The organism is Microbulbifer sp. ABF4_148 (assembly GCF_056158985.1).
Genome location: NZ_JBSWUI010000001.1, coordinates 4,036,550 through 4,053,363, shown reverse-complemented (window position 1 = coordinate 4,053,363; position 16,814 = coordinate 4,036,550). Strand labels below are relative to the sequence as shown.

At 56.6% G+C, this 16,814-nt stretch carries 14 protein-coding genes; 13 read left to right on the top strand and 1 reads right to left on the bottom strand.

The window, feature by feature from the left end; translation table 11 throughout:
• Positions 1-13 precede the first annotated feature (13 nt).
• The 8 genes from ileS to ACXAD0_RS17760 all read left to right on the top strand — a co-directional run bounded on the left by ileS (position 14) and on the right by ACXAD0_RS17760 (position 10,237).
• On the top strand, positions 14-2,818 hold the full coding sequence (ileS, locus tag ACXAD0_RS17795; protein ID WP_475090089.1) for an isoleucine--tRNA ligase: 2,805 nt from the start codon (positions 14-16) through the stop codon (positions 2,816-2,818).
• A complete protein-coding gene (gene lspA / locus ACXAD0_RS17790; RefSeq protein ID WP_475090088.1) occupies positions 2,811-3,359 on the top strand; it encodes a signal peptidase II in 549 nt (182 codons plus the stop codon). The genes ileS and lspA overlap by 8 nt, the downstream gene beginning before the upstream one ends.
• A complete protein-coding gene (gene fkpB / locus ACXAD0_RS17785; RefSeq protein WP_475090087.1) occupies positions 3,356-3,796 on the top strand; it encodes an FKBP-type peptidyl-prolyl cis-trans isomerase in 441 nt (146 codons plus the stop codon). The genes lspA and fkpB overlap by 4 nt, the downstream gene beginning before the upstream one ends.
• Positions 3,796-4,731 carry a 4-hydroxy-3-methylbut-2-enyl diphosphate reductase gene (gene ispH / locus ACXAD0_RS17780; protein ID WP_475090085.1) on the top strand — a complete coding sequence of 312 codons (936 nt, stop codon included), beginning with the start codon at positions 3,796-3,798 and terminating at the stop codon, positions 4,729-4,731. The genes fkpB and ispH overlap by 1 nt, the downstream gene beginning before the upstream one ends.
• 378 nt (positions 4,732-5,109) lie before the next feature.
• Positions 5,110-5,619, top strand: a complete 510-nt coding sequence (pilV, locus tag ACXAD0_RS17775; protein WP_475090084.1) for a type IV pilus modification protein PilV — start codon at positions 5,110-5,112, stop codon at positions 5,617-5,619.
• 2 nt (positions 5,620-5,621) lie between these two features.
• On the top strand, positions 5,622-6,599 hold the full coding sequence (locus tag ACXAD0_RS17770) for a PilW family protein (protein WP_475090083.1): 978 nt from the start codon (positions 5,622-5,624) through the stop codon (positions 6,597-6,599).
• Positions 6,599-7,153 (top strand): pilus assembly PilX family protein, encoded by a 555-nt coding sequence (locus tag ACXAD0_RS17765; RefSeq protein ID WP_475090082.1) that lies wholly within the window; start codon positions 6,599-6,601, stop codon positions 7,151-7,153. Before ACXAD0_RS17770 ends, ACXAD0_RS17765 begins: the two co-directional genes overlap by 1 nt.
• A 12-nt stretch (positions 7,154-7,165) precedes the next feature.
• Positions 7,166-10,237, top strand: a complete 3,072-nt coding sequence (locus ACXAD0_RS17760; RefSeq protein ID WP_475090081.1) for a PilC/PilY family type IV pilus protein — start codon at positions 7,166-7,168, stop codon at positions 10,235-10,237.
• A 54-nt stretch (positions 10,238-10,291) separates the two neighbouring features.
• On the opposite strand, the gene ACXAD0_RS17755 is transcribed toward ACXAD0_RS17760, so the two are convergent.
• Positions 10,292-10,912, bottom strand: coding sequence for a GspH/FimT family pseudopilin (locus ACXAD0_RS17755; protein ID WP_475090079.1), 621 nt, complete (start codon positions 10,910-10,912; stop codon positions 10,292-10,294).
• A 287-nt stretch (positions 10,913-11,199) separates the two neighbouring features.
• Between ACXAD0_RS17755 and ACXAD0_RS17750 the strand changes: the two genes are divergently transcribed.
• From ACXAD0_RS17750 to ACXAD0_RS17730, 5 genes are read left to right on the top strand one after another with little or no spacing between them, the layout of a single operon-like run.
• Positions 11,200-11,721 (top strand): GspH/FimT family pseudopilin, encoded by a 522-nt coding sequence (locus tag ACXAD0_RS17750; protein ID WP_475090077.1) that lies wholly within the window; start codon positions 11,200-11,202, stop codon positions 11,719-11,721.
• Positions 11,722-11,735: 14 nt separating this feature from the next.
• Positions 11,736-12,197: a type IV pilus modification protein PilV gene (gene pilV / locus ACXAD0_RS17745; protein ID WP_475090075.1), complete on the top strand. Its 462-nt coding sequence runs from the start codon at positions 11,736-11,738 to the stop codon at positions 12,195-12,197.
• Between the two features lie 5 nt (positions 12,198-12,202).
• Complete coding sequence (locus tag ACXAD0_RS17740) at positions 12,203-13,237, top strand: PilW family protein (protein ID WP_475090419.1); 1,035 nt, start codon at positions 12,203-12,205, stop codon at positions 13,235-13,237.
• Positions 13,237-13,800, top strand: a complete 564-nt coding sequence (locus tag ACXAD0_RS17735; protein ID WP_475090074.1) for a pilus assembly PilX family protein — start codon at positions 13,237-13,239, stop codon at positions 13,798-13,800. The genes ACXAD0_RS17740 and ACXAD0_RS17735 overlap by 1 nt, the downstream gene beginning before the upstream one ends.
• 22 nt (positions 13,801-13,822) lie before the next feature.
• Positions 13,823-16,813, top strand: a complete 2,991-nt coding sequence (locus ACXAD0_RS17730; RefSeq protein WP_475090072.1) for a PilC/PilY family type IV pilus protein — start codon at positions 13,823-13,825, stop codon at positions 16,811-16,813.
• Position 16,814 lies beyond the last annotated feature (1 nt).

The window sequence follows — 16,814 nt, the reverse complement described above, 5'->3', positions numbered from 1 at the left end:
AAGTAGACAACTGATGACCGACTATAAAGCGACCCTGAACCTGCCCGAGACCGGTTTTCCCATGCGCGGCAACCTGCCCCAGCGGGAACCGGCGACCCTAAAGAAATGGCAGGAGAGCAAACTGTACGAAACGATTCGTGCAGCCCGTGCCGGGCGCGAGCAGTTTATCCTGCACGATGGCCCGCCCTACGCCAATGGCGATATTCACATTGGTCACTCGGTTAACAAGATCCTCAAGGACATCATTGTTAAGGCCAAGACCCTGAGCGGTTTTGATGCCCCCTATGTGCCTGGATGGGATTGTCACGGTCTGCCGATCGAAAACCGTGTCGAGAAAAAAATTGGCAAGGCGGGGGTAAAGGTTGATCACAAGACCTTCCGGCAGAAATGTCGCGATTACGCAGCCAAGCAGGTCGAGGGGCAGAAGAAAGACTTCTTGCGTCTCGGGGTGTTCGGCGAATGGGATAACCCCTATCGCACCATGGATTACCAGTTCGAAGGCGACATCATCCGCGCGCTAGGCCGTATCGTCGAAAATGGCCATCTCGCCCGCGGCGTTAAGCCGGTTTACTGGAGTGTGGTTGGTGGTTCCGCACTGGCGGAAACTGAGGTCGAGTACCAGGACAAGGTCTCCTTCTCTATCGACGTTTGCTATCCCGTTACCGATGAAACCGCGCTGGCGGTTGCGGATGCCGCCGGCGGTCACGCCGGTGATGGCCCGCTCTCTGTGGTGATCTGGACCACGACGCCCTGGACCCTGCCTTCGAGTCAGGCGGTCTCGGTGAATGGCGAGCTGGAATATGTCGTCGTGCAGCTGGATGGCCGACGTATCCTGTTGGCAGAAGAATTGAAAGATGCGGTGCTGGAGCGCGCCGGCTTGTCAGGCGAAGTCGTTGGCCGTATCCGCGGCGCGGCGCTTGAACACCTGAAAGTGAACCATCCGTTCTACGACAAATTGCTGCCGATGGTGCTGGGTGATCACGTAACTACCGATGCGGGTACCGGTTGTGTGCATACCGCACCGGACCACGGCCCGGACGATTTTCAGGTAGGCAAGCGTTACGGCATCGAAACCCTGAATTATGTCGATGACAACGGTGTTTACCGCGATAGCGTGCCGCTGTTTGCCGGTGAGCATGTGTACAAGGTCGATGGGAAAATTGTCGAGCTGCTGCGCGAGCGCGAAGTATTGCTGCACGAGGGCAAGCTGGAACACAGCTACCCGCATTGCTGGCGCACCAAAACCCCGCTGATTTATCGTGCGACGCCGCAGTGGTTTATCAGCATGCAGCAGAACGATTTGCTGGATCACGCCCAGAAAGCCGCGGATGACGTGCAGTGGATTCCGGGTTGGGGTAAAGCGCGTATCGATGCGATGCTGGATGCGAGCCCGGACTGGTGTATCTCTCGGCAGCGTACCTGGGGTGCGCCCATCGTGTTGTTCGTGCATAAAGAGACCCAGGAGATTCACCCGGATACGCCGGCGCTGATGCAAAAAGTGGCCGAGCGTGTCGATGCGGGGGGCATGGATGTCTGGTTTGATCTGGATCCGGCTGAACTGCTGGGCGACGAGGCTGACCAGTACCAGAAAGTCACCGACACCCTGGATGTCTGGTTCGATTCCGGGGTGACCCATTACGCGGTACTGGAGCGTCGCAAAAACCTGCGCTTCCCCGCGGACCTGTATCTGGAAGGTTCCGATCAGCATCGTGGCTGGTTCCAGTCGTCCCTGAAGACCTCCATCGCCATCAATGACTGTGCGCCCTACAAGCAAGTGCTTACCCACGGTTTCACCGTCGATGCCGAGGGTCGCAAGATGTCCAAGTCCATCGGCAACACCGTCGCGCCGCAGGACGTGATCAACAAGATGGGGGCAGACGTACTGCGTTTGTGGGTGGCGGCCACCGACTTCAGTGGCGAGATGGCAGTCTCCGACGAGATTCTCAAGCGTACCGCGGATTCCTATCGCCGCCTGCGCAACACCGCGCGCTTCTTCCTGTCCAACCTGGCTGGCTTTGATCCTGCCACCGACCTGTTGCCGGCGGATGAACTGCTGGCGCTGGATCGCTGGGCGCTGGACAAGGCCGCGCGCCTGCAGGATGAAATTATCGCAGCGTATGACGATTACCAGTTCCACCAGATCTACCAGAAACTGCATAACTTCTGTGTGGTCGAAATGGGTGGTTTCTATCTGGATATCATCAAGGACCGCCAGTACACCACCCGTGCCGACAGTGTTGCCAGACGCTCTGCGCAGACTGCGCTGTACCATATCATTCAGGCATTCGTCCGTTGGGTAGCGCCGATCCTCAGCTTTACCGCGGATGAATTGTGGCAGTTTATTCCCGGTGACAAGGGCGAAACCGTCTTTGTTGAGGAGTGGTACGCACTGCCCAAACTGGAGGCCGATGCGGACAAGGGCGCGGATTACTGGGCGGCCATTGCCGAGGTCAAAACTGCGGTGAACAAGGTGCTGGAAGAGCAGCGAAATGCCGGCAATATCGGCGGCTCCCTGCAAGCGGCAGTCACTCTCTATGCGGATGATCCGCTGCGGGAAAAACTGGCTGCCCTGCAGGATGAACTGCGCTTTGTACTGATTTGCTCCTCTACCTCTGTGTTGCGTCTTGCCGATGCGGCGGGCGCACATGACACGGAGCTCGACGGCCTGAAAGTCGAGGTGCAAAAAGTCGATTACCCGAAATGTGCGCGTTGCTGGCACCATCGAGAGGATGTGGGTGCCCACAGCGAGCATCCCGAGATCTGTGGCCGCTGTGTAGAGAACGTGGAAGGAGAAGGCGAGGAACGTCTGTATGCCTAAGGGCAATTTGTTAACCGGTCATCCCTGGCGCTGGTACTGGCTGGCGCTGGTTGTGGTTGCAATAGATATTGCAACCAAGGTATGGGCAGTCGATCGGTTTATGTATGGTCCAGCCATGCAAATTATTCCGGGCCTGTTGCAATTTACCTACGCAGAAAACTACGGTGCAGCATTTAGCTTTTTGGCGGATGCTGGAGGTTGGCAAATTTGGCTGTTCGCTGTCATAACGATCTTTTTCTGTGGACTGGTGATCCCCTGGATATGGCGTGTGGAGGCCGGTAAACGGTGGGAACCTTTTGCGCTCGGGTTGCTGTTGGGGGGAGCCCTGGGCAACTTCTGGGATCGTATGGTGCTGGGCTACGTGAGGGATTTTATTTCCGTGTATTACGGCAACTGGAGCTTTCCGGTGTTCAATGTCGCGGATATGGCGATTTGTATTGGCGCCGCAATGATACTCATCGAATTGATCTTTTTTGCCGAGCACAAACAAGGTGACGGCGATAAAAAAAGTGACAAGGGTTCTGAAGTAGAGAAAGTATGAGCGATAACGTTATCGGCGAACACAGCCGCGTGACTTTGCATTTCAGCCTGAAGCTGGATGATGGCACGGAAGTAGATAGTACCTTTGAAGGGGAGCCTGCATCCTTTTCTGTCGGGGATGGCAGCTTGCTGCCGGGGTTCGAGAAGGCTCTGTTCGGCCTCAAGGCCGGTGACGAAGCGGAGATCGAGATGCCGCCAGAGGCGGGCTTTGGTCAGCGGAATCCGTCCAATATCCAGAAGGTACGGCGCGATCATTTTGCTCCGGACATGGAACTGGAGCCGGGGCTGGTGGTGTCCTTCGACAATGGCAGTGGTGAGTTGCCAGGCGTCGTCCGTGAAATTGGCGAAGAGGACGTCACTATCGATTTCAATCACCCCCTTGCTGGCCAGACGCTGCTGTTCCACGTAAAAATTATTGAAGTTGCCTCGGTGAACTGATGACTGAAATTCGTCTCGCTAACCCGCGTGGTTTCTGTGCTGGTGTCGATCGTGCGATCGATATCGTCAATCGGGCCCTCGATGTATTTGGTGCGCCGATCTACGTGCGCCATGAAGTTGTCCACAACAAATTTGTCGTGGAGAGCCTGCGGGAGCGCGGCGCCGTTTTTGTGGATGAGCTATCGGAAGTGCCGGATGATGTGATTGTCATTTTCAGTGCACACGGGGTGTCGAAGGCTGTACAGCGTGAGGCACAGGAGCGCGGCCTGAAAGTGTTCGATGCCACTTGTCCCCTGGTGACCAAAGTGCATATTGAGGTTTCCAAATTCAGTTCGGAAGGCAGCGAGTGCATCCTGATTGGTCACGAAGGTCACCCTGAGGTCGAGGGGACCATGGGGCAATATGACACCAGCACGGGCGGTGCCATTTATCTGGTGGAAGATGAAGAAGATGTGGCCAACCTGCAGGTGAAAGACGAGAACAACCTGAGTTTTGTCACCCAGACAACCCTGTCCATGGATGATACCGCACGGGTGATCGATGCACTGCGTGCGAGATTTCCGCATATTCGTGGGCCGCGCAAGGACGATATTTGTTACGCCACTCAGAATCGCCAGGATGCGGTCAAACAGTTGGCGCTGGAGAGTGATCTGGTCCTCGTGGTGGGTAGTCCTAACAGCTCCAATTCCAACCGCCTGCGTGAGCTGGCGGAACGGTGTGGGGCCAGTGCCCAGCTGATTGATCGCGCTGATGATATCGATCCCTCCTGGCTGAACGGTAAAAGTGCCATCGGGGTCACCGCGGGTGCGTCGGCCCCGGAAGTGCTGGTGCAGGAAGTGATTCGACGCTTGCAAACTCTGGGTGCCGAACTGCCCCAGGAAATGCAGGGCCGTCCGGAAAATATTCGCTTCTCATTACCGAAAGAGTTGCGCTAGGCGACGCCTGTCGCCTAATTTATTATTTTTGGCGCGATAATCATTTGTAATTGGGTGTAATGGCAGCAAAAAATTCCCGCCTGTCGGTATTAATCTACCGTTTATCCTGCTGCTGGCGCTAATTGGTACAAACTCACAGCTTTCCCGCTCCCCTTCTTATATCAATGTATGCGTTGACCAAGGACTGGTGAACGCAGCCTTTACGGATATGAAGGCAGCCATTCATGATCTCCGGCGCTCTCTTCCGGGGTCCTCAGGGGGCACCCCCCGTCCAGTCCAGCTCGATTCTTGTAACGGTTCGCGATGTTTTGCAACTTGCGCGCGGATATGTCGTGGACCCGGCGAATTCTGTTTCTGCAGCCATGGAGGGCTACAGCGATGTCACATTCACAGCGTGGTGCAACGCTCATTGAAGTGCTCGTCACCATTCTGATTATGTCTGTTGGATTATTGGGCCTCGGGGCTACCCAGATTCTCAGTCTCAAAAATGCCAACAATGCCAATCATACTTACTTCGCCTCCCTGGCTGCCTACGAGATTGTCGAGCGCATGCGGGCAAACCCCATTGCGTTAGAAAGCAATGCCTATGTCGTCGAGGACCTCGACAAAGACGGTGCTGACCCGGTGACCTGCTCCACCGCGCAATTTTGCGGAACCCTGCGGCTCGCGGAAATGGATTTGTACGAATGGGCACAAACACTATCGGCGAATTTACCAGAGGGTAAAGGCAGTATCGCAACCGAGCATACGGTTGATTCGCTGGGTATTGTTATCGCGTCAACCGCAACGGTCACCGTGGAGTGGACTGAGCAGAATACCGGAGCTGAATATGGCTCCGCCACCGGTGGCAGCGCGGCACGTTCCTTTGAGCTGGTCGTGGAGCTTTGACCATGCAAATTTCCGGAAAAAAAACTCTGAATCGTCAGCTTGGTCTGTCACTGATTGAGCTGATGATTGCGATCCTGCTCGCGTCGATACTGTTACTCGGCGTTCTGCAAATTTTCGATGGCAACCGGCAGACCAGTCGACTGCAGGACGCGATATCGCGCATTCAGGAAAGTGGTCGTATGGCCAGCGACCTGTTATCGCGGGAATTGCGCGGCACCGCGTTTACCGGCTGCCTGGCCTTTATCGGTGCGCCTCAGAACCATGTGGGCACCATGTTCGACGGGAATAAAATTGACGGCCAGGACAACGTGCCCGACGGCATCGTGATTGGTGGGAAAACGGTGACCAAAGACACCGATGTCCTGACCCTGCAGGGCGCCGAGGATGCCTGTGGAGGGCAAGGACGCGTCAGCAGCACGGTCAATACCACCCAGTTGCAGCTGGAAGGCAGTTGCGCGGGCGTACAGACCGGCGAATATGTGTTGGTTTCCAGCTGTAGCGCCGGCGATATTACAACGGTGGTATCGATTGCTGGAGATCCCCCCATCCTCACGGTGAACAATAACCTGAGTACCAACTACGGGGTACAGGCGCACATTTATCGGCCTTATGTGCGCGAATACTTTGTCAGCACAGATACGGTCACCGGAAATCCCGGTTTGTTTATCAGTGAAAACGGCGCGACCGCGGTGGAGTTTATGCCGGGCGTCGAAGACCTGCAGGTCGTCTTCGGCCGCGATTCGGGCGGTGGTGACGATATCGTTGATGTCTGGGGTGGTCCTCCCTCGTCGGCAGATGAAGCAGAAGAAATTGTGGCAGTGCGTTTCCAGTTATTGATTGCCGCTGATGAAAATGTCGGTGCGGAACCGTTTGCCTACATTCCGCTTGGCACCACCACTGAAGTGAGCGCGCCGGACGATGGCAACCTGAGAAAAACCTATAGCGCACTCACCAAACTGCGCAACCGGGGGAGCCGCTGATGATCCATCCTCGATTATCTGACGAGAGAGGGGCCGTGCTGGTCGTCTGTCTGATTGTGCTGCTGGTCCTCACCCTCATTGGCACCGTTGGTGCGCGAAACGTCATGCTGCAGGAGCGAATGACTTCGGCTTCCCGCGACGCGCATCTCGCACTGCAGGTTGCCGAAACAGCCATCCGTGCCGCGGAGCGTGAAATCGGTCAGCTGTCTTCCACGGCGGACCTCGTGAGTTTTGTCAGTAGCGGTACGAATGGCCGTTACAGCGAGGGCAACGGGCCTCTCGATCTTTTCGCCGAAGCCACATGGGGCAACAGTGTTTCCCAGTCTGTACAGACCAGTATGGGGGAGCAGGATTTTGAAGGCCGATATTTTATGGAAGTGTTGGGAGAGGCTGATCCAAGGGTACTGGCCGGCAGTGTAGAAATTCGTGGCGGAAATAACGCGGCTGCACCGACAGCGACCATAAAAGTATTTCGTATCGTCGCGCGCGGATCGGGATTGAGCGGGTCAAATCGTGTGGTGGTGTCGTATTTCGGAAAGTTATTGGAAGACTAAAGGGAATCAGTCATGCATCTTGCAGGAGCGCTACCGCAAAAGCCGTTGCACGGCAGTATCCGCCGGACGTTAACCATCGTTGTCTCAGGACTCCTGGGGTTTTCTACCCTGGTGAGTGCCGAAACTGCGCCCGGTCCAATCTCCAATGTACCGCTCATCACCCAGGGCGGGGCGCCGCCCAACCTGATGATGGTGCTGGATTCATCCGGTTCCATGGCCAATCTGGTTTCCGGGACCGACGACAGCCGCTCGACGGTTATGAAGTCTGCGGCAAGCAATCTCATTGACAGCCTGTCCAACGAGAGTATGCGCGTTGGCATCGCCCGATTTAACGGGGGCAACGGGGCGCGGGTTCTGCAGAATCTTACGCTACTGACTGATGCAGAAAAGCTTACGCTGAAGACGACCATCAATGGTATTCCCGCAAGCGGGGTGACGCCTCTGGCGGAAGCAGCCTCTGATATCGGCCGTTATTTTACCTATGGGTATGATTCGGATAACAACCTGGTGCTGCACCCGGCCAACTCCTACCGTCAAACGGAAGAAAGTGCCTCTGTTGCCAGTATCTTTGAGGACGAGCCGGCTTATTTGAATTCCATATCGGCGCCATCCACGGCCGTCCAATATTATTGCCAGAAAAATTTTATGCTGTTGCTAACCGATGGCCGTCCCAATGGTGACTTCGACGTTAGCGATGATCTGAAAGACTATGACCTGGACTGCGAACTGGATACCGATGGCGACGGGGTATTGGATGGAGTAGGGGATGATACCGCTTGTCGAACGTATTTAGACGGCGACGGATCTGATTATCTGGACGATGTGACCACAGCCATGTTTGACATGGATTTACGCCCGGATCTCACCGGCCCGGACTCCTCCAGCCCGGTGAAAAACAATGTGACGTCGTACATGGTTGGCTTTGCCGGATCGGGCCTGGACGGCGATAGCCTGCTGACTGCTGCAGCCGAACAGGCGGGCGGTAAGTTTTTCTATGCGTCTAATAGCGCCGACCTTCAGACCGCTTTTCAGTCCGTGTTAACCGATGTTTTCTCCAAACTGGGAGCATCTTCGGCGGCGTCTTTTAATTCCACGCGCCTGATTCCGGGCACCGTTGTGTATACGGCAGGCTACAACAGTGGTCGCTGGTCAGGCACGCTGGAGGCGCGGCAGCTGGATATTGATGGCGTCCCCGCTGAGGATGCCATCTGGGAGGCCTCGGAAGAGCTGGACAACCGCTCTGCAGATTCGCGCTTGATTCTGACGTCGGAGGATGGCGTCGGAAAAAACTTCACGCTATCGCTGATCGGTGGCGATACGGAAAATCCGGCGACGCCCCAGGAAGCGGATTTGCAGGTGGATACTGCTACCGCGACGCCGGACACGCGCGCTGGCGAACGCCTGGATTACGTGCGCGGAGACCGTTCCAAGGAGGGCTCCAACGCCGACGAGTTCCGAATCCGCGATAGCAAGCTCGGAGATATCGTCAACTCCACCCCGATCTACGTCGCCGCGCCGCCCGCGGGCGTGTATCCGGACTCATCGGTGTTTGGCGCAGACGGTAATCGCTACTCCGAGTTTGTGACAGAGCAGGAAGCGCGCACGCCGGTGGTTTATGTTGGGGCCAACGATGGCATGCTGCATGCGTTTGCAGCCGATGATGGCGAAGAGTTGATGGCCTATATTCCCGAGCTGGTTCTGAGTACCGAAACGGATGAGGGATTGCACTACCTTACCGCACAGAGTTACGCGCATCGTTTCTACGTGGACCTGACGCCGACCATCGCGAGTATCTTTCTTGACGATCAGTGGAGGACAGTGCTGGTCGGCGGATTAGGTGGTGGCGGTAACGGATACTTTTTCCTGGACGTGACAGACCCTGACAGTTTTAGCTCAACGAATGCAGGGTCTATCGTGCTCGACGAGATCGGTCAGGACGATGAGGATATGGGCTTGTCGTTCAGTCGGCCCAAGGTCACGCTGCTTAACAATCAGCGCTGGGCGGCAATTTTTGGCAATGGCTACAATAGTGAAAGCGGTAAGGCGCTCCTCTACATTTATTACTTTGATAACGGTGATATCAAAAAAATCGATACCGGGTGGACCGGTGATGAGGGAGATAAAAACGGTCTGTCCTCGCCATCCCTGGTTGACCTGAACGGCGACGGCATTACCGATCGGGTATACGCCGGAGACGTACAGGGGAATATGTGGGCGTTTGACTTGTGCAACGATAGCTCCGGCCTGTGGAACTGTGAAGAGAGCGACGCAAACTGGGATGAAGCCTATGGCGAGCCGCTGTTTGTCACGGGCACTTCGAGTAATCGCGAGGCGATCACCACGGAGCCTCGCATCGCCATGAATCTCGATGCGCCGCCACTCAGCGGTGGCAGCAACCCGAATCCAAACCTCATGATTCTGTTTGGCTCGGGCCAATACCTGAATACCGAAGACTTCAAGGACACTGATGGAACTGCGTTCTACGGCGTGTGGGATGCCGGGGAGAGCGGGCTCGACTCCAGAGACCTCGCATCAAGAACCCTGAATCGTGTCGGACAGTTTCGCACTGTGTCTGGGGCGGATATCGTCTGGTATAACGGTATCTCGGGGGAGTTTGGCTGGACGATTCCCCTGCAGGATGGCAGTGCCTCACTGGAATCGGTCACCGGCGGCGAGCGGGTGATTACAGAATCGGCACTTTATGGCCCGGTAATCTTTTTCAATACAGCGATCCCCAGCAGTGAGACCTGCTCATCGGGTGGCACCGGATTTCTGATGAACGTGGACTTCAATACCGGCCTCGCCTTTGACGAACCAATACTCGACGGAAATGGTGATGGCGTTATCGATGACCTGGATGTGGGGTTCGTTGGCGTAACGGCGGAAGAGTTCGTCGATCAGAATGAGCCCCCGGGTGGATTGCCGGCAGAGGTTGGGATCCCAACGGGGCCCTCCCTGATCGAGAAAGGGGATGGCAGCATTCAGCTCTGTCTGAATGTGGCGGGCACCGCCGTGTGCGGAGACCGGGATGGATTCCGCCAATTGGAGGGACGCCTGTCCTGGTTGGAAATTACCCCATTCTAATTTCCGGTCGCAGTCAGTGAAAGTGAGCGGCCTCTGGCTGCCTGCTCTCGCTCCTCAGCAGGCCAGGGGGTTGCCGGAGCCATCTTCGGCAACCCCGTCTTCGTCCATATCGCGGCCGAAGTAAGGGCGTCCGCCGATATGGAAAATAAGCGTCCAGCCATCCGCGGCCTTTTGGCTTGCCGGGCAATAGGCGAAGTGCCCCGATGCATTCAGTTCGCCATTGGGTTTGAAACGCAGGTATTTTGCCGTGGCGCCGCCGCGAAACACCAGTGTGCTGCCAGTGTTCGTATCTCCGAAAACCCGTAGCAACACCTCGTCATTCTCTCGCTGCCCATTGGTATTGCGGTCGGCAAATACCATTCCACCACCTGACCAGTCTTCACTGGTCGAACAGGTGCTCTTGTCCGTTGTGCTACACACCACTACTGGTTGCTGCTGGGCGACCGCCATGCTGCGTGCATAGTTGAAAGTTTGCAGCATTTCTTCACTGGCCGCCCGGGTCTGATGGCGTTCGATCATCGCCGTAAACGAAGGCGCTGCGACAGCGATCACAATGCCGAGAACCGACAAGGTCACCAGGAGTTCTACCAGGGTAAAGCCCCGGTCGTCAGGCCGTCGCGATGGGATGGTTGCGGTGGTGGGGCACGAGGTCTTTGATCGGGTTGTGGAGAGCACCAGACAATTCCTATGTCATTGGACTGGGTACAGAGTACCCGGGTAACGCGCTGCGGTGGTGAACTGGCCGTCATAACTGCAGCTTTTGGTTGTTTTTTATGCCATACGTACCGTGGTCCACTGAAATGTGACGGCCGTCAGACTTCCGTTGCCGCTTATCGGCACTTCTCCGCCGCTAATCTCCTGCCGATTGCAGCCCGGCGTCTGATTCATTTAAATCCCACCCTGGTAAAAGTACGTCGCAAAAGAACGTACATCAGCCGAAGTCCCAGTTAACAGGTTAAATAATGAGCATATCTCGCCGAGAGCGCGGATTCACGCTAATCGAGCTTATGGTGGTCATTGCGGTGCTTGGTGTCGTGATCTCGATCGCCGTGCCGTCGTTCACCACCATGATCCAGAACAACCGGCTGTCCGCCACCCTCAACGATGTGACGGGCGCCTTCCACTTTGCCAGGTCGGAAGCCGTACGTCGCGGGCGCACGGTGGGTATCGAGGCGCTGTCGACCAGTGACCTGACCGACGGCTTCCGCGTCTGGTTCGACAGCAACGGCAACGGCAGTTACAACAGCGGCGAAGAGCTGCGAGTGGTGCGTCTGAGCAGCGTGGTCGAACTGCGTGCGACCAATTTTGTCGATGGTTCCGAAGCCTCCCTTGATCTCAGCTTCAGTCCCCGCGGTACCGTGAGCGGTGCGGGCAACGAGCTGAAACTCCAGTTTTGTGACAGCCGTGCCGGCAATCATGGCAAGCAGCTGCGGCTGCTCGCCTCCGGCGTGTTGCGAACCAGTTCCAGCCTGACCTGCAGTTAAAGGGGAGAAGCGACATGAAGTATCAGCGCGGCGCAACCATGATTGAGGTTCTCGTCACCATCCTGATTCTCGCCGTAGGCCTGCTTGGGCTGTCTGCGACTCAGGTGATGAGCCTCAAGAACAGTAACAACGCCCATCATCGTTACCTCGCCGCACTGGCGGCGCACGAAATGGCCGAGCGCATGCGGGCAAATCCCGATGGTATGGAGCTCAACGCCTATGACGATAAAACGGTCACCGGCGAAGAGACCGCTGTCGATTGCAGCGTCGCCTGCAGTGCCGCTGATATCGCTCGCCTTGATTTATATGACTGGGGTCGGGTCATCGCCAACAATCTGCCGGCCGGAACCGGACTGGTTGAGCGTGCCGGGGAAGTGGTGACCTTTACCGTGAGCTGGAAAGAACAGCAAACCGGTTCAGGTGCCGGAACGAACGGGCTGTTGGATTCGAACTTTGTAATGGTGGTGGAGCTGTGAAAAAGATGTCCCTGATCAAGCAGCGCGGCCTGTCCCTGATCGAATTGATGATTGCGCTGGTGCTGGCGGCTTTGCTACTGCTCGGCGTTTTGCAAATTTTTGACAGCAACCGAGCGACCATGCAAACCCAAACCGCTTTTGCCCGTTTGCAGGAGAGTGGACGCTTTGCGATGGATTTGCTCGCCAAGGAAATCCGTATCGCGGACTACTGGGGTTGTGCGCCTGATGCGGGCAGTATTCGCAACCATCTGGACACCTCTGACCCGGATTACTCCTCAGACGTGCTCGATGGCCTCGGTACCAATGGCGTGCTCGGTACAGACAATGTGAGCGCTGGCACCATGATCGGTGGGGTCGAAGTCAAGGCGGGCACCGATATCCTCTATTTGCGCGGTGCGGATGATGCGTGCGGTGGCACAGGACGTATGGTGCCTTCCACGACGGCGGCAGCCTTGATGGTCAGCCAGGACTGTGATGTGCAGATTGGGCAAACCATATTGTTGTCGAACTGCCAGAGTGGGGAGCTGATGACCATTACCAATGTGCAGAATGGAAGCGGTGGTAACTCCGGCAAGCGAACGGTAGTGCATAACACCGGTTCTCTAGCGAATGGCTTTATTGAGAATGCCACGAAGAATCTGCAGCGTGAATATGGCGCGGATGCACGGATTCTTATGCCTTATGAGCGGATTTACTTCGTTGCCACCGGTTCGGATGGCGGCTTCTCTCTGTACGTCAACGAAGATCGCGGTGGTGCCCAGGAGGTGATACCGGGTATCGATAACCTGCAAATCCTTGCCGGTCGGGATAGCAATAATGATGACGTGGTGGACTTGTGGAGCTCGATGAGTCAGGTCGCCAACGACATGGAACAGGTGCTTGCGCTCAAGGTTGAATTGGTCGCGGTCAGTGACAACAGGGTCAATGCCGACGACGTCACGCTCACTGATATCGACGGGACGGATACCACCTATACCGACGGGCGCCTGCGCAAGGTGTACCTGTCCTCGGCGAAAATCCGCAACCGGGGGGAGATGTAATGCACACGTTGAATAGAGGGCTCGCCTCGCAGAGGGGCGCCGTGCTGGTGGTCAGCCTGATTGTCTTACTGGTGCTGACATTGATTGGTGTATCCACCGCGCGGACTGTGCAGCTGGAAGAGAAGATGACCTTCGCTTCCCGCGATGCCAAGGTTGCACTGGAAGTCGCGGAGTCGCTGGTTCGTCACGGCGAACGGTATATCGACTCTATCCAGACGACTGGGGATTTTGGTACCGCGGCGTGGCTGCATACCGAGGAAGATGCGCCCAACAGTCTTTACGACAGCACTACCTGGAATGACACCAATTCTTCCGAGCTGGAAGTGGAAATGCTGGATGCCGATGGCAACAAACTGAAGGGCCGTCTGTATATCCAGTTGTCGGGGCTCGCGGACAAAGAAGATCCGGCCGATGACATTACTGTGGGCGGTTATGGCCAGACCACCGGTGGTGGTGAAATCAAAGTGTTCCGTATTGTGGCGATGGGGTATGGCCTGTCGGGGCAGCTGGAATCCGGTAGTACGACTCGCACCATTATCAGCCATTACGGCAAGCGCTTCTAAGGCGCCCTGGAAAGGAAAGAAAATGCATACCCGAAACTTTGCTCTCAAGCCGCTGGTCTTCGGCCTGTTTGGTTTTTCCATGACGGCAGCCACCTGTGTCAGTGCTGCGGATCCGTTGTCTTTGTCCCAGGTGCCACTGCAGGCTACCGGGCAGGTAGAGCCCAACCTGATGATTTTGATGGATTCATCAGGCTCGATGAGGCGCGAGGTCAGCAGTAATAATGAGCCGGCAAACGTCGAGGACTCGCGCCTCTATATTGCGCAGACAGCGGCAAAAACCGTTGTGAGCGGATTGGGCGGGCTGCGCGTGGGTCTGGCACAGTTTAATGGAGAAAATGGGGCGACTCTGCTGCGCGGACTGGAAAGCGTCGAGGACAGTGGTGTGCGTGCCGCACTGCTGACGGAAATCGACGCTATCGTCGCCGATGGCTATACCCCGCTGGGGGAAGCGGTTGCGGATATCGGCAGCTATTTTGTTGCGGGTTTCCAGAATGGGGGCAACATTACAATCCACCCGGGCACCGCGACCGAGCAGACCGGTCTGAATGCCGGGGACGTGATTGGCAACAGCCTAAATTACAATGGCATCTCCGCGCCGTCCGCTGCTTCTCCGGCCATTCAGGAATACTGCCAGAAAAACTTTATTTTGGCGCTGACGGACGGTGAGCCGACGCGGGACTCTGCCAGAACAACCTATCTCTCGGACTATGATGAGGATGGCAATACCGGCAATAACAACGCGCTCGATGATGTGGCCAAGGCCCTTTACGATATCGACTGGCGGCCGGACCTGACAAACCCGAGTGACACTGACCACAAGAACAACATCACCAGCTATTTTATCGGATTTGCCGATCCGAACCTAGCCGACAACCAGTTGCTGGAAGATGCCGGTTCCCACGGCGGTGGTAGTTACAAGTTTGCCAGCGATGCGTCCAGCCTGCTGTCCACCCTGAATGATGCGGTGAATGCGATTACCAACTCGATTGGTACCCAGGCGTCGGTTGCCTTTAACTCCACCTCGCTGGATGTTGGCTCGGTTATTTACTCCGCAAAGTTTGATACCTCGGATAACAGTGGCCGGCTATATGCCCGTTCCATGAATCCGGATACCGGCCGCATTGCCGGTGAGTTGTGGGAGGCGGCGGAAGAGTTGTCCAATGAGTCTTCTGCGTCCCGCCAGATCATCACCAGTTCCGGTGGCACCGGCCTGCCTTTTGTTGCCTCCAACTCGGGGGTAGAGGGGACAGCGCACGAGTCGGATCTGCAGGTGGATGACAAGGATGGCGTCACCGATGCGGACTGGTCGAACCGCCTGGATTTCCTGCGCGGTAATACCGCCAACGAAGGCACCGATACTTTCCGCAGTCGCGGTGCTTTCTCACCGTTGCTTGACGGCCTGTCCGGTCCCAAATTACTGGGCGACATTGTCCACTCGACCCCGGTTTATGTGGGTGAACCGCAGCTGAACTGGCCTGCCGATTTTGGCTCGAACAATGAGCCTTATGCGCAGTTCGTCATCGATCAGGCTGACCGTACCCCGATGGTGTACGTTGGGGCCAATGACGGCATGTTGCACGGGTTCAATGCCAGTACCGGTGAGGAAGTGATTGCCTATATCCCGGAGCTGGTGCTGAGCGCTGAGCGTTACAACGGCCTGCATGCGCTTTCCTCAATCGAGTATGCACACAAGTACTATGTGGACCTGACCCCCTCGGTCTCCGATGTCTACATTAATCCTGAAGGGCGCACCAATCAGCGCGACTGGACCACGGTGCTGGTGGGCGGATTGCGCGGCGGCGGCAAGGGGTATTTCGCCCTGGATGTCACCGATCCCTCCAGCCTCACCGAGTCCAATGCCGACGATATCTTCCTGTGGGAGTTTGACGGCGGCAATGATACGGATCGCGCTAACCTCGGTTTCTCCTATTCCGAGGCGCAAATCGCCAAGTTGAACAATGGCAAGTGGGCAGCGATTTTCGGCAATGGCTACAACAGTGAAAACGGCGTTGCCGGTTTGTTTGTGGTGTATATCGAAGACGGCGCCGATGGTACCTGGAGTACCGGCGACTGGAAGTTTATTTCTACCGGCTCTGGCACAATCGATTCGCGTAAAAACGGGCTCTCCTCACCGCGCCTGATTGATCTGAATGGTGACAGGGTGGTGGATGCCGTCTATGCCGGCGACTTGATGGGGAATATGTGGGCGTTTGATCTCTCGGCCAACAGCGACAGCAGCTGGGGTGTGTCTGGCGGGGCGCCGTTGTTCCAAACGCCGGACCAGGGCGAAGCGCACAGCGCTATTCTGGCGGCACCGCTGGTTGCCCGGAATACCGAAGCCACCGGTAGTGATCCCAATGTGGTGGTGCTGTTCGGAACCGGCCAATACCTGTCTTCTACCGATCTGGCGACAGGTGGCTCGCCGGGTGCGTTTTATGCGGTGTGGGACAACGGGACGCGCAGTCTGGGTCGCGACGACCTGGCAGTACGTGTGCTGGAAAACGTTGGCTCCAACCGCAAGATCCAGAGTGGCGCGGCGGTGGACTGGACGACCCAGTACGGCTGGTATTTCGATCTGGAGACCAATTCGGGTACCGACTATGCCGCGGAGCGTGTGATCACAGCACCGACGTTGCGACGCAGTACGCTGTTCTTCAGCACTATCAGTCCGAACCCGGAACCCTGTGCTTCCAGTGGTAAAGGCTACCTGATGGCGCTGGACTTCCTCAGTGGTATGGCTGGATCTGAAGGTGTGGCGGATTATAACGACGACGGAGAAATCGATGCCGGAGATGCGGGCTTTGTCGGGAAAGAGTTCGAGTCCTGCTCGGGGGATTCCTGTGGCCAGGGTGGCACCAGCGGCGAAGATCCCGGTATGCCGGGTCAGTCGGGCTTTATCGGCGATGTGCGCTGTACCCCCGGCAGCTCCGGTGACGTGATCTGTGATGACATTGATGTGGGTGACGAAGAGCGCGAGGGACGCCTGTCCTGGGAAGAGTTCTCACCGCGCTAAA